Origin of the sequence: Desulfurobacterium thermolithotrophum DSM 11699 (assembly GCF_000191045.1) — a bacterium.
GTDB lineage: Bacteria > Aquificota > Aquificia > Desulfurobacteriales > Desulfurobacteriaceae > Desulfurobacterium > Desulfurobacterium thermolithotrophum.
This window is the reverse complement of the sequence record NC_015185.1, coordinates 586,285-607,366: the sequence shown is the minus strand read 5'-3', so window position 1 is coordinate 607,366 and position 21,082 is coordinate 586,285. Positions and strand designations below refer to the sequence as shown.

The 21,082-nt window shown below is 32.2% G+C and carries 17 protein-coding genes; 9 read left to right on the top strand and 8 right to left on the bottom strand.

The features are described from left to right. The first annotated feature begins 46 nt into the window (after positions 1–46). Both DESTER_RS03085 and DESTER_RS03080 read left to right on the top strand, forming a co-directional pair. Positions 47–1,354 carry an IS110 family RNA-guided transposase gene (locus DESTER_RS03085; protein WP_013637888.1) on the top strand — a complete coding sequence of 436 codons (1,308 nt, stop codon included), beginning with the start codon at positions 47–49 and terminating at the stop codon, positions 1,352–1,354. Between the two features lie 20 nt (positions 1,355–1,374). Further along, the gene (locus tag DESTER_RS03080) at positions 1,375–1,980 is read left to right on the top strand and encodes a riboflavin synthase (protein WP_013638204.1); all 606 of its coding nucleotides are present in this window, start codon (positions 1,375–1,377) and stop codon (positions 1,978–1,980) included. A 180-nt stretch (positions 1,981–2,160) separates the two neighbouring features. On the opposite strand, the gene DESTER_RS03075 is transcribed toward DESTER_RS03080, so the two are convergent. The 8 genes from DESTER_RS03075 to DESTER_RS03040 all read right to left on the bottom strand — a co-directional run bounded on the left by DESTER_RS03075 (position 2,161) and on the right by DESTER_RS03040 (position 12,971). Beyond that, positions 2,161–3,294, bottom strand: a complete 1,134-nt coding sequence (locus tag DESTER_RS03075; RefSeq protein ID WP_013638203.1) for an IS256 family transposase — start codon at positions 3,292–3,294, stop codon at positions 2,161–2,163. Between the two features lie 205 nt (positions 3,295–3,499). Further along, a complete protein-coding gene (locus DESTER_RS03070) occupies positions 3,500–6,472 on the bottom strand; it encodes a DEAD/DEAH box helicase family protein (protein WP_013638202.1) in 2,973 nt (990 codons plus the stop codon). Between the two features lie 10 nt (positions 6,473–6,482). Continuing rightward, entirely contained in the window at positions 6,483–9,065 is a 2,583-nt protein-coding gene (locus DESTER_RS03065) for a site-specific DNA-methyltransferase (RefSeq protein WP_013638201.1), read from the bottom strand. A 301-nt stretch (positions 9,066–9,366) separates the two neighbouring features. Beyond that, positions 9,367–9,702 carry a class II SORL domain-containing protein gene (locus tag DESTER_RS03060; RefSeq protein ID WP_013638200.1) on the bottom strand — a complete coding sequence of 112 codons (336 nt, stop codon included), beginning with the start codon at positions 9,700–9,702 and terminating at the stop codon, positions 9,367–9,369. 27 nt (positions 9,703–9,729) lie between these two features. Beyond that, positions 9,730–10,653, bottom strand: coding sequence for a SufB/SufD family protein (locus DESTER_RS03055; RefSeq protein ID WP_013638199.1), 924 nt, complete (start codon positions 10,651–10,653; stop codon positions 9,730–9,732). Further along, positions 10,637–11,386, bottom strand: a complete 750-nt coding sequence (locus tag DESTER_RS03050) for an ABC transporter ATP-binding protein (protein ID WP_013638198.1) — start codon at positions 11,384–11,386, stop codon at positions 10,637–10,639. The genes DESTER_RS03055 and DESTER_RS03050 overlap by 17 nt, the downstream gene beginning before the upstream one ends. 243 nt (positions 11,387–11,629) lie before the next feature. Beyond that, positions 11,630–12,136 (bottom strand): Hsp20/alpha crystallin family protein, encoded by a 507-nt coding sequence (locus DESTER_RS03045; RefSeq protein ID WP_013638197.1) that lies wholly within the window; start codon positions 12,134–12,136, stop codon positions 11,630–11,632. 208 nt (positions 12,137–12,344) lie between these two features. Then, entirely contained in the window at positions 12,345–12,971 is a 627-nt protein-coding gene (locus DESTER_RS03040; RefSeq protein WP_013638196.1) for a phosphoribosylanthranilate isomerase, read from the bottom strand. 82 nt (positions 12,972–13,053) lie between these two features. Between DESTER_RS03040 and DESTER_RS08035 the strand changes: the two genes are divergently transcribed. The 7 genes from DESTER_RS08035 (at position 13,054) to truA (ending at position 21,065) form a co-directional block, all read left to right on the top strand. Then, on the top strand, positions 13,054–14,769 hold the full coding sequence (locus DESTER_RS08035) for an HD-GYP domain-containing protein (protein WP_013638195.1): 1,716 nt from the start codon (positions 13,054–13,056) through the stop codon (positions 14,767–14,769). A 107-nt stretch (positions 14,770–14,876) separates the two neighbouring features. Then, entirely contained in the window at positions 14,877–16,112 is a 1,236-nt protein-coding gene (clpX, locus tag DESTER_RS03030; protein ID WP_013638194.1) for an ATP-dependent Clp protease ATP-binding subunit ClpX, read from the top strand. 10 nt (positions 16,113–16,122) lie between these two features. Continuing rightward, positions 16,123–16,878, top strand: a complete 756-nt coding sequence (gene tpiA / locus DESTER_RS03025; protein ID WP_013638193.1) for a triose-phosphate isomerase — start codon at positions 16,123–16,125, stop codon at positions 16,876–16,878. Beyond that, positions 16,878–17,153 carry a preprotein translocase subunit SecG gene (secG, locus tag DESTER_RS03020; RefSeq protein ID WP_013638192.1) on the top strand — a complete coding sequence of 92 codons (276 nt, stop codon included), beginning with the start codon at positions 16,878–16,880 and terminating at the stop codon, positions 17,151–17,153. The genes tpiA and secG overlap by 1 nt, the downstream gene beginning before the upstream one ends. Beyond that, the gene (locus DESTER_RS03015) at positions 17,150–17,695 is read left to right on the top strand and encodes a phospholipase D family nuclease (RefSeq protein ID WP_013638191.1); all 546 of its coding nucleotides are present in this window, start codon (positions 17,150–17,152) and stop codon (positions 17,693–17,695) included. The genes secG and DESTER_RS03015 overlap by 4 nt, the downstream gene beginning before the upstream one ends. Further along, positions 17,692–20,316 (top strand): [protein-PII] uridylyltransferase, encoded by a 2,625-nt coding sequence (gene glnD, locus DESTER_RS03010; protein ID WP_013638190.1) that lies wholly within the window; start codon positions 17,692–17,694, stop codon positions 20,314–20,316. Before DESTER_RS03015 ends, glnD begins: the two co-directional genes overlap by 4 nt. After that, positions 20,313–21,065, top strand: a complete 753-nt coding sequence (gene truA, locus DESTER_RS03005) for a tRNA pseudouridine(38-40) synthase TruA (protein WP_013638189.1) — start codon at positions 20,313–20,315, stop codon at positions 21,063–21,065. Before glnD ends, truA begins: the two co-directional genes overlap by 4 nt. Positions 21,066–21,082: the final 17 nt, after the last annotated feature.

Below are 21,082 nucleotides of genomic sequence, written 5' to 3'. Positions count from 1 at the left end.
ATAATTGAATAAAAATTCTACACCAAAAATGGAGATGATATAAAAGATGTCACCCCCTGAAATTCGGGACTATAGTAAAGAGGCAACCTTTAAAGGCAGGAGGCTGGATTTTTCCCTGGGGAATAAGCCCCGTGCGTGGAGATTAGCCGATGCCTCCTGCCGGCTAATTATAGTGGCGGGAAGCGCCGTATTGGAGTATGGGAATAGTCCCGAAGCAGAGGTTGCAAAACACAAAACATATCAGGGGGTAGAGATGAAGGAGAAGGTAGAGAAAACACTGTATGTCGGAGTGGACTACCACAAAAACAGCTTTACAGCAGCTTATTTAGATTGTCTGACAGGGATACTTAATACCAAGAAGTACGAAGCAGAAGAGTTAGAGAAATTTAAAAATCACCTAACAACTTTTAGGAAAAAAGGATATTCAGTAAAAGTTGCGGTAGAAACCTTAACAGGAGTAACATTTTTTACGGAGGAGATAAGGAACTGCGTTGATGAAATAACTTACGTTAACACTAACAAATTTAAGAACATTCTAAAAGGTGTTAACAGTGCTAAAAACGACAGGATAGATGCAGAAACGATAGCCATTTACTATGAAATGGGCTTACTTCCGACAGTTTACGTCCCGACGAGAAAAGAAAAAGAGCTAAGGATAAAGATGAAAGAGAGAGATAGCTTTGTAGATATGAGAAAAGGGGTAATTAACAGACTTCATAGCCTATTGCTTGAATATGGGATAAAGACAAACAAGAGAGAACTCACCACGAAGAAAGGGATGGAAAGGATAAAGGAAGAAACGAAGAAGAAAGTGCCTCCGTCATTACGAGAAACGATATGGAGGCAAATAGAAACAATAGAATACTTAACAGATAAGATAAGAGAGACAGAAGAAGATATCAAGAGTTTTATAGGAGAAGATGAGGAGCTTAAGGGAAAAGTAGAACTTCTAAAAAGCATACCTGGAGTAGGAGATATAGTAGCTATAGCCTTTATATCTGCCGTATGTAACGAAGAGAGGTTTGAAAACGGAGACAAGGTAGCGGCTTATTTTGGACTTGTTCCTCGTGTTAATAGCAGTGGAGACGAAGTTAGAAATGGAAGGATAACAAAGAAAGGGGACAGCAGAACGAGGAACAAGATTATCCAGGCTACGAGAGCGTTATTGAACAGCAAGTTAGACAATTCAGTTAAAAGATTTTACGAAGGGTTAGTTAAGAAAGGTTTAGAGAAGAAGAAAGCGCTGATAGCTGCGGCGAGGAAATTGGTTAAAGTAATGTTCGCAGTTTTGAGAGAGAGAAGGCAATTTATGGATTTTGTTGAAAATAAATGCAACCTCTGTGTTGGGGGTTGACATCTTTCATAGGAGAAAAAATGTTTACAGGTTTAGTGGAAGAAGTAGGAAGAGTTCTTTCCTTGAAAAAGAGTTCTCAATCTGCTGTTTTAAAGATCGGATGTCAAAAGATAACAGAGGATATAAAAATCGGGGATAGTATTTCTGTTAATGGCGTTTGCCTAACTGTTGTTTCTTTTGAAAAAGACTCTGTTACTTTTGATGTTTCTGCTGAAACTTTAAGAAGAAGTAATATTGGAATCTTGAAAACCAACGATTTTGTGAATCTTGAGAGAGCTTTAAGATTTTCTGATCGTCTTGGTGGACATATCTTACAGGGGCATGTTGACACTATAACAAAGGTAGTAGGGATAAAAAGAGAAGGAACAGGATTTTTATTTTCTTTCAAACTGCCACCAGCATACAGACATTTAGTTGTAGAAAAAGGTTCTATTGGAATTGACGGAATAAGTCTTACAATAGCAACTCTTTTTGCAGATACTTTTTCAGTTGCTGTTATTCCTCACACCTATAAGAACACAACCCTGAAGTTTAGAAAGCCAGGTGATATTGTCAATCTGGAGTTTGATATTATTGGGAAATATGTAGAGAAAATGTTGAGAATTCAAATAGGCAAAAGGCAATAAGTAAGGAATAAAAGTGGGAAGTTCTGACAACAAGGAAAGATTGTATTGCATCAATCACTTGATTATCGAACACCCGACGAGGTATACTACGGTAAAGAGGTATTAAAAAGGATAGAACAGTGGTGTAAAAATAGGGGACCATCTCAGGGTGTGGTTGTGTCAATAATTTTGTGTAAGCCATTAGGAGTGCCTCCTGGAGAACATATCTTGAATCTCCTCCTTAGCCTCAAGGAATCCATTAACCACCCTGTTAGACCATCTATCATTAAGCATTGCTACCCTAAGATAAACAAACTTTTCAACAGCACCAACCGACGGTAAAGCTCCTATTACCTTAACCCTCTTCCTTATCTCCTTTATCGTCCTTTCTATCAAATTCGTCGTGTATACCACTCTCTGTATGGACTCCGGATACCTGAGGAAAGTAAGGAGCTTATAAAGTTCCTGCTCCCACGACTTTACTACCTTCGGATACTTTGCTCCCCATTTTTCCTTAAACTTCTCAAAACCTCTTAGCGCATCCTCTTCCGTAGAGACTTGATATATCCTTTTCAGATCCTTCGCCACTTTCTTCCTGTCCTTAGCTCGAACTTTGTTCAAAGTATTTTTGACCTTGTGAACCACGCAGGTCTGAAAATCAGCTTTCGGAAAGTACTCCTTTATCCTTTCTTCAAGTCCAGTAATTCCATCTGCTACAAAAAGGAGTACTTCTCTTACTCCTCGGTCATAAAGTCTTTTTATCATCTCTGCCCAGCTTTCAGCCCCTTCTGATGGGTTAACTTCAAAATCCAGGATTTGTTTGTAACCGTCCTCATCTATGCCGATAACAAAAAGGACAACTTCCTTTTCAACGGTATCTCTTCTAACAGATAGCCACATCCCATCAAGCATTATGACGGAGTATCTACTTTTGAGTTTTTTCTGTTTCCATTTGTTTATCTCCTCTAAAGTCACCTGAGATATTTGACTAATCGTTGAAGGTGAGTATTTAAGCTCAAATGCACTTTCAAGAGCCTGTGCTACTGCTCTTGCACTCATACCAGAAGCAAACATCCCAAGTATTAAATCTTCAAGATTGATATCTCTTCTTCTATAAGGTTCTATCAGTTTTGTTCTGAATTTTCCTTCTCTATCTCTCGGAACTCGCAGGTTTTCAAGCTTACCAATAACAGTATCTAAGTTTCTTACGTAAAAGCCGTTCTTTGTTCCTCCATTTTCTTTAAGAAACACTTCCCTCTCAGCTACCATGATTGATTCTAAAGTCTGTTTTACCACTTCTTTAATGATGTCTGGTAAAATCTTTTGTAGTTTCATCTTGACCTCCTGGGGTTATGGGTTTTTTGGGTTTGTTCCCCAGGAGGTTACTCCATTTTTCCAGCTTACACAAAATATCGTACACTACCCAGGGTGTTCCCCAGGAGGGTATCCCATTTTTCAAGCTTACACAAAATTCTTGACACTACCTTGAGTTACTGATTAGATTGAAGCTACTTATTCATTTATGAAATTGTCTAGTCTATTACTTTGTACTTTGGCTATTCAATGATTTAGAGGACGTGATAAAAACATTTTTCATACTTTTCTTATCTATCCAGTATTTTTTATATTCTGTTCCTGCTATAGCGGAAACCGTGTCTTTTGTGTAAAGTTTTAAATCTACTTTTACGTTTAGGTTTGAATTTCCTTTATTTATTCTAAATGTTTTTGGTTTTCCATTTTCTTCAAATATGCTTTTGTATCCATCTATTTTTTCTAAATATGAAGAATATACACTACCTTTGGGGTCTATAAATAAAATTTTATAGTCATTTCCTTTTTTTAACCAAAAAACAAAATCAGGAATGAATTTTTTTGTTTTTCCTTGGTTCACATAAGGTATATAAATCTCTTTATCTAAATGCTCATCTAATTTACTAAACATCCACCAATCGTAATGCTTATCTATGTCATCTATTATTTCTAATAGGTTTGCGATAAAGTCATATTCACTTTCTATGTTGATTATATGTTTTATCCAGTCTTTTTTTTCTTTAGTGTAGATAATTGGTATGTAATAGTGCTGTAATAGTTTTCTTATTTTTACATCATCTATTTCTTGCTGTAGTAATGATTTTATAGTGTTTTCAATTATATTTCCTTCAATTCCCTGTCCTTTTAGAGTTTCCTTTATGATATTAGCTTTATTTACATCGCTATCTTTTACTTTTTCTACTGCTTTTACAAACTTATCCTTATAATCATTTCTAACTTTTATTTTTCTAAAATGGACTATTTTGTCATTTACAGGTATAAACTCATTAAAGTCTTCTGTTTCGGCATTTATATGATTTATAAGTGAATTTATAAGCATTTTTATATCTTTATAGTTTCTGTTTTTATCTATTGCTATGTATTTGTTACTTTCTTCTACTATCTTTTTTAATGAGTTATAGGTTTCAATATCTGTTTCATATTCAAGTATAAACCTTTCTACTGGCATTAATTGAAAGTATATTTTTAAAATGTCTAAATTCTCTTTACTCATTCTAAACTTAACAGGATAGGCTTGATTTATTATTTTTTCTTTATTTTTTGCATATGAAGGTATTAGCAATAATAGGTTTTCTTTTTTTATCCTTTCATTCTTCCATAAGGATACTTCTTCAAATCCTTCAGATTTTTTTACAAGTTCTAATTCTTTTAGTATTGTTTCTATTGCTTTTTTGTTTGTTGCATATACTAAAAGGGTTTCTAATGTTTTTATCTCTTTTTTATATTCTTCCAATTTTTGATTTAATGATTGATTGTTAACTGCTAATCTATCTAATCTTTTTCTTTGGTTTGGTAAAGGTTCTATTCTTATTCCTCTACCTATTGCTTGCAAAACAAACTTTTTTGCATCTGTTCCTGTTCCTATGTTTATAAAGGTAATTATGTTTGGTCTATTGCTATCCCATCCTTCATAAAATGCTCTACTTCCAAGTAGTATGTTTATTGGACTATCTGGATTGTTTAGGTTCTCAAAATATCCTTTTTCTTCATAGCTTTCATTTTCTTTATATTCTGTTAGATTTTCTTTTATCCATTTTGATATATCACCTATTTTTATAAGTGCAAATGGTTTATCTGATGTATCAAGTTTTAGTGCTATTTCTTGTTTCTGGTTTGGATTTATTATGTATTCTATATTCCCACCTGTGCTTGAGTTATACACATATTGGTAAATATGATTTTTATCTATCTTTTCTACAAACTCATTTATAAAATCTAATGTGTAGCTTCCTTCTCCAAGTGTGTATTTTGCATTTTTAAATTCTTCTATTAGTTCATTTTTGGCTTCATTAAATAAATTTTGGTCTATATTTTTTCCGATTTTGGCTAATTCTTTAAATACTAATTTTAAATCTGCGTCTTTTGTGTTTACTGAATTCATTAAAAATATTAATAATGGATTGTGATATAGGTTTTCATCTTTTATCTTTTCGTATGCTTTTTTTACTGCTGTAAGGTTTATTAGGTTCTTTAAGATTATTTTTCTTTTTGCTTTCTCGTTAAAATCTGATTTTTCTTTAAATGCATTTATTTCTTCATTTGATACGTATATCTGTTTACCATATCCTTTATTTATAAATTCGTTTAGGTTAAGGTTGTAAACTGTTGAGACTATATCAATAGCTTCTGTAAACGTTGCAGAAAAGTTAAATAAAAAACCTTTTTGTGTTAGGATTGAAAATATATTCTGTCTTTTACTTTCTTGTGAGTCTCCTTTATGTGCTTCATCTAATATTAAATACCAATTTCCTATTAGCTTTTCGTTTTGGTTTTCTAAATAATCTCTAAAGTTTAGTATGTTTTCTTTTCTTTCATCTGATATTAAATCTGACCTGTAAATAAATACTCTGTTTGAAAAGTCTTTTTGATTTTTTTCTTTTTCATAATCTTTTAATGAGATTAGCTTTATTTGATTTTCAAGTGATTTTCCTTGATTGTATTCTTCTACATGTTTTTTAAATGCTTTAAGTAAGTCCTGTCTATAGGTTAGAAACATTATTTCTTTTTTAGGAATTAGTCCAAGTTTCATTAGTTTATGAAGTAGTGTTATTAGTTTTACTATGATTAGTGTTTTTCCACTTCCTGTTGCCATCCAAAATGACATTCTGTTTGAAATTTCGCTAAATGGTATGTATTCATTACCTTTATTGTCTATTTCTACATTGAAAAATTCTTTTAACAATTCTGCGTGTTTATTTCCTTTTAGTTTTATATGTAAGTCTTCGTATATATCTAAATCTTTATATATTTTTGCAAATTCTTCTTTGTTTTCCTGTAAGTCTTCAAAGTATTTCCATAATATCTTTAATGCATTTTCAAGTGCTTGCTGTTGATAGTCAAATAATGTTTTTTGTGTTGAAAATGTGTTATCTAATATATCCCAGTTTGGATTTTTTATTTCTATTTCTTCGGCTATTTGTTGTAGTTTTATATAAGGCTGTGCTTTTAATTTTGTTGCCATAGTTATCACCTTAAATGTTTAATAGTTTTGCTAAAGTTTTGTTGTTTATATTTTCTTTTGCTTGATTAAAGCTTATTCCTAATACATTTGATATACTTTCTGCAATGTCTATTTCTTTATCTGGATATAGGTTCTGTATATTTATATTACCTTCTTCATCAACAACTCTTGCTAATTTTTTATCAAATATAAATGGCTCTGCTTTTGAAGATTTAAAATCTTCTCCTAAAACATTAGCTAATTTTTCATAATATTCTTCTACATCTATGTCTGCATATTCTATTGTTTTTAATATATCTTCATACTGCTCAAGTTCATAGTACTTGAAAAATCCACCTGCCTTTTTATCATTATATAGTTCTTTTACATCTTTATCTTTACTTATGCCTGATTTGTCATAGAATAAAACTTTTTTCATCCTTGGTAGTATTACTGAGTAAAAATGTTCCCCAAGCTCTACTCCTATCCATTTTCTTTTTAACTTATGTGCTACTGCTGTTGTTGTTCCAGATCCAAGGAAGAAGTCTAAGATTATATCTCTTTCGTTTAAGGTTGATTGGATAACTCTTTTGAGTAATACTTCCGAATTTTCGGTTTTAAATCCCCAAGTCGGAACTGTAGAATATCCAGGAATATCTGTCCAATTACTTCCTAATTTTCTCTTGTCTAATAATATCTTAATTTTTCCATTTTCTATTTTTAATCTTCCCTTAGCATACATCTCATCAATATTATCCTGCGAATATGCCCATCTCCTGTATTTTGGAGGATAAAACTCTTTGCCTTCCACTACTCTTGGAGGATTATCTTCTACATCTGATGGACGAGTCCCTAGATCCACCCATTTTGGTTTTTCTCTGTCCATCAATTGGTTTATAAAATAAAACTTATTTGTTTTACCAAATACATAAAGATTTTCTGTTTCTTCTATTAAATTAACATCTCCTGTTTTAGGTAAAGATTGGTTTCTTTTAATATCTATTTCATTTCTAAAATTCTCCTTCCCAAAAATCTCATTTAAAAGCATTCTTACATACATATTTCCATTGTAATCACATCTTACAAAAATACTTCCCTTTTCATTCAATAACTCTTTAGCTAAAGAAATTCTATTTTCAAGCATTGTTATCCAAGTAGAATCTTTATAATTCACATTATAGTAATAATCTGCTTCTTGCTCTTTGTTAAACGGCGGGTCAATATAAATAGTTTGTATTTTTTCTTTATGCTTTGGCAGTATTGTATTTAATGCTTGCCAGTTTTCACTTTTTATTAATCTTCCATCTAACTCTTCATCTATGTCAAATATTTCTTCTATTTTTTCTTTTAATCCATTAAAGTATTTTGTATCAACAGGTAAAAACTTCCATTTTTCGTTTAACTCACCATTTTTTAATATCCCATCTACTCCAAAACCTTCTTCTATTATGTCTAATAAATACCATTCCTCTAATTGATTTTTTATTTGATGATTCTCAAATCTTTCCTTATAAGATTTGTAATTCTCTTTTATCTTCTTTAACTGGTTTATACTCTTTTTAAATTCTTTTTCCTGCTCTTTTAACTGGCTTATTATTTCTTCTAAAATTTCTTTTCCTTCTTCTTTATTTGCTATTCTATCAAGTGTTATTACATAGTTTGAGTTAAATACTAATCTTGGTTTTTCCCATATCTTTCTTAATTCATCTTCAAATTGTGCTATAAACTCTATTATCCTATAAGCTATATTCTTTAATGCTTGAAGCTCTTGGAATCTTTTTAAATCAAAACTTGCTTCCTGTGAAAAGAGATACTGATACATCCATAAATCAAACTGTTCTTTTAAAAACTTTTCTGCATTTTTGTTTATGAAGTAATCTACATTTGCCTGTTTTTCAAAGGTTTTTATTGCTTTATTTAGATATTCTTCTGTCAATCTTGAGTGTTTGTATACTTTTTTTACCTGCTTTATTATTTCTTTTTCTTTTGTTTTCTTTCCTCTTTCGGAATATAAAACTTTTAATACTATAGTTCCATCTTCTTTTACTTCTTTTAATTCATAAATTAACTGTTTTTTTTCATTTGCTTTTTTTAGTTCTATTTCTGATGCGTCAAAGTAAAAAGTTAATGCTTCTTCTGGTATTTCTACTTTCATGGAACGAATTATTTTGTCTGTTTTTATGTAATAAAGCATATGCGTTTTCCAAAATAGGCTTACATCTTCTTTATCTGATAAGATTTGTTCAAAATCTGTATTGGAATCAAACTCACTTGGCTTAAAGTAAACTTCTTTCTTTCCTTCGTTTTTATAAACTTTATCGTATATCTTGTAGTAAAGCGGTGTGTATGAAAAATATATACTTCCTGTTTCAGAAAAATATCTGTGAAAGAATGAATATAGTTTTTGATAGAGTTCTTCTTTAAAATCTGGAAAATCTTTTAACTGCTTGTCTATATACTCTAAGAGATTTGGTTTTAAATAATTTTTAAAATATTTTCTTTTTACCTTCAGAAGATTTACATATCCACTTTTACCTTCTACTTCTGCTCCTGCAAATAAATCCTCAAGTATATTCCAAAATTTTTCTTCATAAACTTTTCTTTCTATTTTCATCTTTTAGGCTCCTGCAATCGTTCGAAAACGAATTACTTTGTGTGAAGTATATCAAAAATCTTCCAACCTGTTCTATATCTAACTCTATACACTACAACTTGTCAAAGCCAAGGAATACAATAACTGTGAAGAGAAATTCTCAAAAAGATAGTTATTCCTAAGCTTATCTTCGAAAAATCAATATAACACACAGTAGCGTAACTAACAAACATTAACGCTATCAAGATTCTTTCTCTTTTTCTTATTCCTTAAGCCCATTTCACCTAAGCCAATTTGATGGCGCCCGTAAGGGCGCCAGAAATTATTCCTCAACTTCTACGGTTACTTCTTCACTGTGCCAGAGGCCGTGAAGATTGCAGTATGCATGGGCAGTAAGGGTTGTTGTTTCTTCAAGTTTTACTTTAAAAATAACTTCTGATGCAGCCTTTTCAGGTTCAAGATCTGCTTTTGCTACCAAGAAGTCTCCAGCCCAAAGGGATATATGCGCAATCCAATGTTCTTTTGTATTTGGATGTGCAATATCCTTACCAACAACAACCTTTACATCAAACCACTCACCCTTTTTTACTTTTGCAGGTGCTTCAATTACGGGTGTATGTTTTCTTTTGCCTTCTGGTTCTGGACCAAATACTTTCATCTTTCTCTCCTTATATTTAAATGGTTATTACCCTAGCATTCCTTTAACAATTACGTCAACAGCCTCGTCTTCGTCAAGTCCTTTTGCCATCAAGGTTTCAAGTTGTTTCTTATCAATGCTACCAACAGCAGCCTCATGTGTTACTTTTGCAGTTTCGTTATTAACAACAACTATAGGAATAGCTTTTACTGTAACTTCATTGCCTCTTACTATTTCTGAACAGTCAATGTGACCTCTTGAGTAATCTCCAAATCCATAAGTTTCTCCGTAAAACTCAGCTTTAGTGTTGCCAAGAGCCATTAATCTACTCTTAGCTATAGCTTTAGAGTACTTACCTTTTAGATACATGATATCTTTCACATATATATCATCTCCATCTCTTCCTGCTATTTTTGTTTCAATATCTGCAGTTGCATAGTCAAGAATGTCAACGGTGTATTCTATTCTGACCTTTCCTGCATTATTTGAATCTATTTTGAAAAGACTCTTATAGGAACCTTTTTCTTCTACTACACCTTCTGACTTAGCGTCTATTAAAATATCTATATCCTTCTCGTGATAGTGAATTTCAGAAACTTCAAGAGAAGCTCCTTTTCTTACTCTAAAATTAGTTCTACTTATGTGTTTGATATTCTTACCCTTAAAGGCACAATGGGAAACCATCTTTACTTTTGAGTTTTCGCCAATATCTATAGTAATATCAATAAGTTGATCTCCTGGACTAAGTTTTGAAAGACACATATGGACTGGCTTCTCAACTGTAATATTTGGAAGAACTTTTAAGCTAACTTTTATTCTGTCATCTAAAACCTTTTTTTCAAGCAGAATTCCTGGATAAGGAACTTCCTTAACAACTTTATGCCCTTCAATGACAATAGAAGGATTTTTAAGTACATCTTCTGGCAATCCTAAAGAAAGGATATTATTTAGAAGTTTATCTATCTTTTCCATCTTTTTCCCCCTTTAATTCAAAGTCTAACACATCACAAACTTTACATTCTTCAAACTTTCTCTTTATGGTTTGAGGATCTGACGTATCAAGAACCTTTCCAGCACATAGTAAGGAAGCTCTATCAGCAACGTCAAGAAGTTTTTCGTTGTGAGTAATCATTAAGATTGTTATTCCTTCATCTCTCATAGTTTCTAAAATTTTTTGAATATCCTCTATTGAGGTAAAGTCAATTCCTGAGTCTATTTCATCAAGAATTACAAACTTGGGTTTGAGAGCAAGAATGCTTGCCAGCTCTACTCTCTTTCTTTCTCCACCAGAAAGAGACTCATCAACATACCTTTTAAGGTAGAGCTCAGGAACTAAACCTACTTTCTCTAGACATTTCTTAATATCAACATTTGGATTATTTTTCCCAGAGAGTTTTAAGTACTCTTCTATGGTTATTCCTTCAAATCTTGCAGGTTCTTGCCAAGCAAGAGTTATTCCGAGCCTTGCTCTTTCATAAATCTCAAGACCATTAATAATCTTTCCATCAAAGACAATTTCCCCTTCTGTTGGAGTTTTCAGATTATCAATTCCCATAATGAGCTTTGCAAGAGTTGATTTCCCTGCACCGTTTGGACCTAAAATGGCGTGAATTTCTCCTTTTCTGACAATTAGATTTATTCCCTTAAGAATTAATTTTTCATCAATAGTTAACTTTACATTGTTAATTGCCAGGATTGGTGCCATTATTACCTCCTTCTATGTTTAATTTAAGTTTAATACCAAAATCACGCAATGTCAAAACTTTTTTTCATCTTAATAAGAATAATTTTTATTAAATAGTCTTTTTCTTAAAATTGTTAAAGGAGTAGTTCACACTGATGACGAAAGAAAAAAAGAAAGAAAAGCAAACTGGGGAAAAATTCTTTCAGTAGTTTGAAATTACATAGGCACCTTTCTTAAGGTGCCCATACTTAATGATTAGAAAGATTATTTTTCTTCCTCATTTTTCTTATCTGTTTCATCTTTTTCAGGTTCTTTAACAATAATCTTAACTTCTTTCCTTGCAGAATCTGCTTTAGGAAGTCTAATTTCAAGTATTCCCTTATCATAAATTGCTTCTATTCCTTCCTCTTTTACTTCTACTGGTAAAGGTATTACCCTTTGGAACTCTCCGTAAAAGCTTTCACTAAAGAAAACGTTCTCCTTCTCATCTTTCTTTTCTTGCTTTTTAACACCTTTTATAATGAGGTAGTTTCCTCTTACTTTAACGTCTATACTGTCTTTGTCAAGACCTGGCATTTCAGCCTTTACAACTACCTCATCTGGAGTTTCGTACATTTCTATTCGTGGCTCAAAACCTGCTTCAAATCCAGGAAATTCTCTTCCAAAACCTCTCATCATTTCAGACATAAATCTTTCCATTTCCTGGAACTGTCTGAAGATATCTTCAAAAGGATCATATCCTCCTCTTCTTCCAAAGAATCCTCCAAACATTTCTCCCTCCTTAAAATAGTTTTTTAATTAAATTTAACCTCTGTTTTAATTTTATGCTTATAAAATTTGTTTGCAAGAGAAAGTAAAAAAAACATTATTGTATGTTTCGTTCTAGAAAGCTAATTAAGAAGTGCGTTTTCGCTATAATGATTTCCTATAACTTTTTCTTCATAGCAAAAAATTTGCTTTTCACTTTAAATCGTAATCATTAGTAGCATTTTGCAGACTTTATAAACTGTAAGACTTTTTTCTTATCTTTTTTTCCTGGTTCAATCTCAACTCCACTGCTTACATCAATAGCATAAGGATTGACTTCTTTGATAGCTTTAGCAACGTTTTCAGGGTTTAGTCCACCAGAAAGAATGAGAGGAACGTCAAATCTTTCCTTAACTGCTTTTGCAATCTCCCAGTCAAAAGTTTTTCCTGTTCCCCCGTAAGAATCTTTTGAGTAAGTATCAAGGAGAATAGCTCTTACCTTTCCAATGTAAGGCTCTATTTTTTCAACTTCCTCAACACTTTTCAATCTAAATACCTTTATTACCCTATCCTTTCCGATATACTCACACTCTTTTGGAGTTTCATCTCCATGAAGCTGTGCAAAATCTAAGTGAGCGTAACTAAGGATTTCAAGTACATTTCTTGGATCCTCATTAACAAAAACTCCTGCTTTTAGTATAAAAGGAGGAAGATTTGATGTAATTTTCCTTATTTCCTTTGCTTTTATAAATCTTTTACTTTTTGGATAGAGAATAAATCCAAGTACATCTGCTCCTGCCTCAGTAGCTATTAAAGCATCTTCTAAACTTGTTAATCCGCATATTTTGACTTTTACCATTTTTTCTCCTTGCATATGTTAAACATAAATTCCATTTTTGTTAACATTATTTTATATTATACGAAAAGTGAAGGAACACTGGATGGCAGTGGATTTAACATTTTTTTTAAAAAGAAAGAGTTTTAATAAGCTCTTTGCATTTATCAATTTAAAAGTTGCTTTATTTCTTGCTTTTATATTTTTCATAGGAAATATTCTTAACTATGTTTCAGGAAATATTGAACTTTTTAGAGTTTGGCGTACGTTAGCTCTTTATTATATTGGTCCAGGATTAATTCAAGTCGTTGTATCTTTATTAATTTACTATAAAGATTCTTCAAAATTGGGAATATTAGTATTTACAGCACCTATTTTAGCTTCGTTGATAGATCTTTTTTTTAATACGGGCGTTAGTTTTATATCCGAGACTTACTTTATTATTTTAAATTTCTTATATCTTCTCTTCTACGGTTGGAAAAATTTTTTGGTTGTGGTCTATGTGCTTTTCCTCACTATAATTTTTATTAATTATCCCAATAAGTTAGTAGCTCCATCAATTGTTTTTTTTGAATTTTCATTTTTGCTTGCACTTATAGTTTCCTGTATTTTCGGAATATTTGGAAACATAGTCTTAAAACTTTTTGAAATACAAGAAATTATGAGAAATCTTCAAGAAAAGTTTTCTTTTTTAAGACTAAAGGCTGTTTTATTCAAACTTATGTCCTTTTTAGAGGTAAATTTTATAGAAATAAAGACAGACTTAGAAAATTTTTATCTTAAATTAGGAAGACTTAAATCTGATTATGATGAGTTCAAATTCCATCCTATAATAATAAGAATCGGTAAATCAAAACGACATATGTATAGGAAAACTCTTATACCTTTTACTATAAAGTTACTTATTCCTATTCTTTTAAATAAAAGGCACATAATCTTTGAAGAAAAAAGATTAAATGAAATCATAAAATCTTTTACAAGAGCCATTGAGCTCCGGGATCCTTACACTAGGGGTCATTCAGAAAACGTTGCGTATTACGCATGTGAAATAGGAAAAGCTTTAGGATTAGATGAATCAGAACTAAAAAACTTAAGAAAAGCAGCACTTTTGCACGATATTGGAAAAATAGCAATTCCTGATAAAATCTTATTAAAGCCATTAAAATTGACTAAAGAAGAATTTGAAATTGTTAAATTTCATTCCATAGTTGGATATTCTTTGCTTAAGGAAATAAAAGGAATGTCTTGTATTGCTGACGCAGTAAAACATCACCATGAAAAATGGGATGGTTCTGGTTATCCTGATGGTCTAAAGGGCGAAGAAATACCATATCTTTCAAGAATTCTTGCGATAGCTGATGTCTATGATGCTTTAACTTCGAAAAGACTTTATAGATCTGCTTTTTCAAAAGAAGAAGCCTTAAAATTTTTAAACGAAAACAGAAAATTTTTCGATCCGCGAATTCTTTCCGTTGCTATGAGTGTTTTAAAGAAAATACCTATAGCCGCAGATTACAAAACGAATTTCGTAGAATCAGAGCTCCTTGATAAAGTTAGAAAGCTAAGTTCGTGGGACAATATAAAGATAGGTAAATCCTTTCCTAAAGAGTTAAGTTTTCTTGCAGTTGATTTAAGAAATCATAAAGAATTTAACTATGAAAACTTTGTAAAGGATATTATTTCCAAATTTTCAAATCTTAACTGGTTACAAATTGTAGAAGTAGATAAATATCGACTTTTTATTATTGTCGATAAACAAGACGTTAACAAGCTCTATGATTATTTAAAAGACTTGAAAGCTGTTGTTAGATCTTATTCTTAAAGCTCAAATCAACTGTTATAATGCAATTATTAAAGAGATTGCACAAGCGAAAAAGGAATATATTTTAGCTTATTTGATTTTGAAAACTATATAGAGAGGTAAAGTGTATGTTTGAAACAAAAGTTCCGATGAGAAAATGTTCTTTTTGTGGAAGAGATCAGTCAAAAGTGGAGGCTCTTATAACAGGTCCAAACGGTGTAGCAATATGTAATTTCTGTGTCGATGAATGTTATGAACTTATCCATGGAGAAGGGGAAAAGAAAAAAGGAGCTCCAGTAAAAGTTGATAAGCTTCCAACTCCAAAAGAAATAAAAGAGTTTTTGGATCAATACGTTGTTGGTCAAGAAGAAGCGAAAAAAGTACTTTCAGTTGCAGTCTACAATCACTACAAAAGAATTATGTCAAACGAAGATACTTCTGAAGTTGAGCTTGAAAAGAGTAACATCTTACTAATTGGTCCTACAGGTTCAGGAAAGACCCTTCTTGCAAGGTCTCTAGCAAAACTTCTTGATGTTCCATTTGCGATAGCTGATGCTACAACTCTGACAGAGGCTGGATACGTTGGAGAAGACGTTGAAAACATTCTCCTCAGACTTATTCAGGCTGCTGACTTCGACATAGAGAAAGCTGAAAGAGGAATTATTTATATAGATGAGATTGATAAGATAAGCAGAAAGAGTGAAAACCCTTCTATAACAAGAGATGTTTCCGGAGAAGGTGTTCAACAAGCTCTTCTTAAAATCCTTGAAGGTACCATAGCAAACGTTCCTCCACAAGGAGGTAGGAAACATCCCCACCAGCAGTACATACAAATAGACACTTCTAACATTTTGTTTATCTGTGGCGGGGCATTTGTAGGACTTGAAGATATAATTGCTAAAAGAATAGGTAAAGGTGGAATGGGCTTTACTGCCGATGTCAAAAGAAATAAACTTGAAAGAAGTGAACTTCTTAAACATGTTGAACCTGACGATCTTGTAAAGTTTGGTTTAATTCCGGAACTTATTGGAAGACTTCCAGTTATTGCAACTTTAAACGAATTAACTGAAGAAGACCTTATAAGAATACTCAAAGAACCAAAAAATGCTCTTGTTAAGCAGTATAGAAAACTTCTTGAGCTTGAAGGAGTCGAATTAGAATTTACTGATGGAGCTCTAAGAGAAATTGCAAAGGAAGCTATAAGACGTAAAACAGGAGCAAGAGGATTAAGAGCAATAATGGAGAAACTTATGACAGATGTAATGTTTGAAGTTCCACATAGAAAGGACATTAAAAAGGTTATAATTGACGCTGAAGCAGTAAAAAACTGTAAACCAAAATACGAGCTTACAAAAGCTTCCTAATGGAGGGATTGTGAGACGGTTTCTAATCGCTGGAAACTGGAAAATGCATAAAACAGTTTCTGAAGCTATAGAGCTTGTTAGAGAATTAAAAAATCTTGTTAAAGATGTTAGTGATAGAGACATTCTAATATGTCCACCTTTCACAGCTCTTTATCCAGTTTCTAAAGAGCTTGAAGGTTCAAATATTACTCTTGGTGGACAAAACATGTACTTTGAAGAACAGGGAGCTTTTACAGGAGAAATTTCTCCTTTAATGCTCAAAAGCGTAGGATGTTCTTACGTTATTCTTGGACACTCTGAAAGAAGACACATTTTTGGTGAATCAGACGAACTGATAAATAAAAAAGTTCTTTCTTCCATTAATCATGGTCTCATTCCAATACTTTGTGTTGGTGAACTTTTAGAGGAAAGAGAAAACGGAAAAACAAAAGAAGTTGTGGAAGAACAGATAAGAGAAGGCCTAAAAAATGTTAACAAAGACGCTGAATTTGTTATAGCTTACGAACCTGTTTGGGCAATTGGAACTGGTAAAACGGCAACTCCTGAGTTAGCAGAAGAAGTTCATTTGTTCATTCGCGAAGTACTTTCTGATATGTTTGGAAATGAAAAGGCAAGTTCTGTGAAAATTCTTTATGGAGGAAGTGTAAAGCCTGAAAATGCTGCTGGTCTTTTAAAGATGGAAAATATTGATGGAGCTCTCGTTGGAGGAGCAAGTCTTAAAGCTGAGAGCTTTGCAAAAATAGTTAAGTTTGATATGGAGGCGTGATGTTTACTGCTTTACTAATCTTTCACGCAATTATTGCTCTTCTCCTTATAATTGTTGTTTTAATTCAACCTGGAAAAGGAGATACAAGTTCTCTTCTTGGTGGAGGAAGTGCATCTTCAGCTTTTGGGGCTGACACTGGAGCAGTTCTTACAAAAACAACAGCTATATTGGGAGCTCTTTTTATGCTTAACTCATTAATTCTTTCAGTAGTTGGTTCAAAGCTTGCTCAAGAAAACTCAGTAGTTGAGAAAGTTAAAGTGGAGAAAACAAAATGAGAGTTTTAGCTCTTTTACTACTTTTGTTTTCTCTTTTCTTTTCTTCATGTCAGCAGAGCGAAACTAAAGGTGTAATAACAAAAGAAGCAGCTACCATTACTCCTTATTTTTCTCCGAGAGGAGGCTGTACTTCAGCGATAATTTCTGAAATTGAACATGCTCGAGATTACATAGATGTTGCTGTCTTTAGTTTTACAAGTAAACCTATAGCAAGAGCTCTTATAAAAGCTCACAAAAAGGGAGTAAAAGTAAGAGTAATCATTGACCAAGGTACAGCAAGAGCTAGAAACTGTGTTGGTCCAATATTAGAAGCTGAAGGTATTCCTGTTAGGTACAAAAGAGGAAGCGGTGGTGGTTTAATGCATAATAAGTATGCAGTAATTGACGGAAAAACACTTATAACTGGAAGCTTTAATTGGACAAGAAGCGCTGAGAAAAGAAATGATGAAAACTTAGTTGTAATAAAGAATGCTAACGAAGTTATAAAAGCTTACAAAGATAATTTTGAAAAGCTCTGGAAATTGGCAGGTCTTACAAATTGAAAGTTCTTGAATCTTTAAAAGGAAAGTTCTTTTCAGAAAGAGAAAGAATAAAACAATTACACTTGCAAAAAGAAACAGGGTTTACGGTTGCTGATGAACTTAGAAAAGCACTTGATTCTCTTTTAAAACCTGCATTCAAAGAGTTTTTTGGCAAATGGGATATTCCTGTTGTATTTTATGCACTTGGAGGTTATGGCAGAGGAGAACTCAACTTCCATTCAGATATAGATGTAAACCTTATCTACTCAGGTAAACTTTCTGAAAGTCACCTTGAAGACATAGAAGCTTTCTACTACTTCCTGTTATCTTTAAAGCTTGATGTTGGATTTGCTCCGCGTAGTGTTAAGGAAGCTTTAGAACTTTCAGAAGCAGATCTTTCCGTTTTTACTAATCTTTTCCAAAAAAGATTTCTTGCTGGTAGTAAAAGTCTTGACTCTGAATTTTCAAGGAACTTTAAATCCTTTGTCAAAAAGAATAAAAACTCTCTTGTAGAAGAGATTATTATTGCTAGAAACGACAGATATGATCGATTTTATAAAACTGTTTATTATCAGGAACCAAATGTAAAAGAAAGCAAAGGTGGATTAAGAGATCTCCATGAAGCATTTTGGATTGCAAAAATTGTCTATTCGATAGAAAACTATTCAGGATTTTTGGATGAAAAAATTATCGATTGGAAAAGTTTTAGGGATGTCATATCGGCCTATGACTTCCTTTTAAGAGTAAGAAATCAGCTTCATATATCTTCAGGAAGAAAAAGCGATATTCTTTCTTTTGAAATGCAACCAGTTGTGGCTGAGTACTTTGGCTTTTCTGAAGATAGGAAAGGAATAGAACAATTTATGAAAAACTACTTTAATTCGGCTATAGATCTTTCTGTTATAACTAAGGAAATAATAAAGAAATCCTTAGAACAAATAGAGAAAAAACAAAAAAATTTCATTTACCACCTTTTATTTAAACCAAAAGAGTTAATAGAAGACACATTTTATGTGCATGAAGGAGCTCTTTACGTTGACGAAGAAAAGGAAAGTAGTGTTGTAAAAAATCCGCTTCTTATCCTAAAAGGTTTTAAAATAGTTCAAGAAAAAGGACTTGAACTTTCTGCCAATGCTTTTTCTCTTTTTAAACTTTCTGCAGAAACAACTAGGGAGAAATTTAGAAAAAAGGAAGTCTTAGCTAAATTTAAGGAAATCCTTCTTAAAGCTAAAAGGCTTTCTTATACGCTTGAACTTATGCACGATTGTAAAGTTTTAGGAGCTCTCATTCCTGATTTTGAAAGACTCAGAGGACACTTTCAATTTGATACTTATCATAAGTTTACAACTGATATTCATTCAATACTTACTGTTCGGGAAGTTGAAAAGATAGAAGAAAAAGGAACGAAAAAGACTTCTGTTAGAGAAAAACAGGACTTTTTCCAAATACTTCAGGATTTAGAAAATCCTTACATTCTTTACATAGCTGCTCTCTTTCATGACATAGGCAAAGGAAAACCTGGAAAACATGAGATAGTTGGAGCGGGATTAGCAAAGAAGTATTTATCTGAGATGGGATTTTCTTCTGAAGAAGTTGAAGAAATAGCGTGGCTTATAAAAAATCATCTTCTTATGTCTCATATAGCTTTTAGACGGGATATTTCAGATCCAGAACTAATAGAACAGTTTAAAAACGAATGCGGTACGGAAGAAAGATTAAAGAAGCTCTTTCTTTTAACCTATGCAGATATAAAGGCTGTAGGACCTGGGGCTTGGGATAACTGGAAGAGTTCTCTGTTGTGGAAACTTTATAATGCCACTCACTTTCTCTTTATTGAAGGAAAAAGTGCAGAAGAATTAGTAGCAGAAAAGTTAAAAAGAAGAAAAGAAAAAGTTAAGAAATTAGTTGAAGGAAAAATAAAAGCTCAATCGATAGAAAAATTTTTTAAAAATGCAGATAGAGATTATTTAATAACTTATCCGTCAGATGAAATAGCTAAACATCTTCTTTTAATGAAAGAAATAAAAAAAGAAGAAAAAGACTATGCAATTTATTATGAAAGCTATCCAGATATTGGATTTACAAAAGTCACAATTGTTACAAAGTATAAAAGAGGTTTGTTTAATAAGATTGCGGGAATACTTTCTTACCTAGGATTAAATATAAAAGGAGCCAACATTAATAAAGCTATAGAAGATGAATGTGATTGTATGGTCTATACAATTCATGTATCTACTATTAGTGGAGAGTCTGTCCCTTGTGAAAAATTGGAAAGTTTTGAAAAACTTTTAAAAGAGCTCTATTCTGGAAACTTAGATTTTGAAGACTTTCCACAAAACATTATAAGACCAAAAGGTTTTAGGAGAAATATTCCTCTTCCTGTAAACAAAGTAAAAATAGACAATAAAACATCTGATAGATACACAATTGTTGAAGTGTCTACATATGATAGACTCGGAGTTCTTTATGCAATAACGAAAGTTCTTCTTGAAATGAATACAAGACTTAGAAGAGCTATTATAGCCACGGAAGGAAATAGAGTAATAGATAGCTTTTACATTACAGATATGGAGTATCGTAAAATAACGGATGCAAAATTACTAAAGGAGATAGAGGAGAAGATACTTCAGGTTATCAAATGAAAAATATAAAATTGACCATTGAATACCTTGGTACTAATTACTTTGGATGGCAAATTCTTCCTGAAAAACCAACAATTCAAGGTGAAATTATAAAAGTTCTTGAAAGAATTTTACAGCATCCAGTAAAGCTTACTGGTGCAAGCAGAACTGACGCAGGAGTTCATGCTTTTGGACAAGTAGCAAATTTTAAAACGAAAAAAGAAATACCTCTTTACAAATTACAATCTGCATTAAACGGTCTTTTACCTCCAGATATAAAGATTATCTCTGTTGAAGAAGTTCCCTTAGAGTTTGACTCAAGGAGATGGGCTAAAGGAAAAAGATATAGATATAGGATTTTTAATAGAAAAGTTCCTTCTCCTTTTGAATACAAACGTTCGTGGTTTGTTCCTTATCAGCTTGACATCTCTTTGATGGAAAAAGCAAAGGAATTCTTGATAGGAACGTTTGATTTCACTTCTTTTTCTAAATCCGATAGAAATGTAGATATAAATCCTGTTAGAACTGTGGATAATATCGAAATAGTAAAAAAAGAATCTCACATTGATTTCATTTTTTATGGAAGATCCTTTTTAAGACATATGGTAAGAATTATGGTTGCTACTTTAGTTGAAGTTGGAAAAGGAAAGCTTAGACCTGAAGATATTAAGGAAATAAGAGAAAAGAAAAACCGAAAGTTTGCTCCTTTTTTGGCACCTCCTGATGGACTATATCTTGAAAAAGTCTACTATGATAACTATTCTTATTGAGAACAATTTTCATTTAG

Bases quoted from the DNA above. Each gene is read 5' to 3' on its own strand.
- DESTER_RS03060 (WP_013638200.1), bottom strand. From the start codon at position 9,702: ATGAAAGTATTTGGTCCAGAACCAGAAGGCAAAAGAAAACATACACCC.
- DESTER_RS03075 (WP_013638203.1), bottom strand. From the start codon at position 3,294: ATGAAACTACAAAAGATTTTACCAGACATCATTAAAGAAGTGGTAAAA.
- truA (WP_013638189.1), top strand. From the start codon at position 20,313: ATGAAAAATATAAAATTGACCATTGAATACCTTGGTACTAATTACTTT.
- DESTER_RS03065 (WP_013638201.1), bottom strand. From the start codon at position 9,065: ATGAAAATAGAAAGAAAAGTTTATGAAGAAAAATTTTGGAATATACTT.
- DESTER_RS03045 (WP_013638197.1), bottom strand. From the start codon at position 12,136: ATGTTTGGAGGATTCTTTGGAAGAAGAGGAGGATATGATCCTTTTGAA.
- DESTER_RS03085 (WP_013637888.1), top strand. From the start codon at position 47: ATGTCACCCCCTGAAATTCGGGACTATAGTAAAGAGGCAACCTTTAAA.
- DESTER_RS03055 (WP_013638199.1), bottom strand. From the start codon at position 10,653: ATGGAAAAGATAGATAAACTTCTAAATAATATCCTTTCTTTAGGATTG.
- DESTER_RS03050 (WP_013638198.1), bottom strand. From the start codon at position 11,386: ATGGCACCAATCCTGGCAATTAACAATGTAAAGTTAACTATTGATGAA.
- DESTER_RS03015 (WP_013638191.1), top strand. From the start codon at position 17,150: ATGAGAGTTTTAGCTCTTTTACTACTTTTGTTTTCTCTTTTCTTTTCT.
- secG (WP_013638192.1), top strand. From the start codon at position 16,878: ATGTTTACTGCTTTACTAATCTTTCACGCAATTATTGCTCTTCTCCTT.
- DESTER_RS03080 (WP_013638204.1), top strand. From the start codon at position 1,375: ATGTTTACAGGTTTAGTGGAAGAAGTAGGAAGAGTTCTTTCCTTGAAA.
- clpX (WP_013638194.1), top strand. From the start codon at position 14,877: ATGTTTGAAACAAAAGTTCCGATGAGAAAATGTTCTTTTTGTGGAAGA.
- DESTER_RS03070 (WP_013638202.1), bottom strand. From the start codon at position 6,472: ATGGCAACAAAATTAAAAGCACAGCCTTATATAAAACTACAACAAATA.
- DESTER_RS03040 (WP_013638196.1), bottom strand. From the start codon at position 12,971: ATGGTAAAAGTCAAAATATGCGGATTAACAAGTTTAGAAGATGCTTTA.
- DESTER_RS08035 (WP_013638195.1), top strand. From the start codon at position 13,054: ATGGCAGTGGATTTAACATTTTTTTTAAAAAGAAAGAGTTTTAATAAG.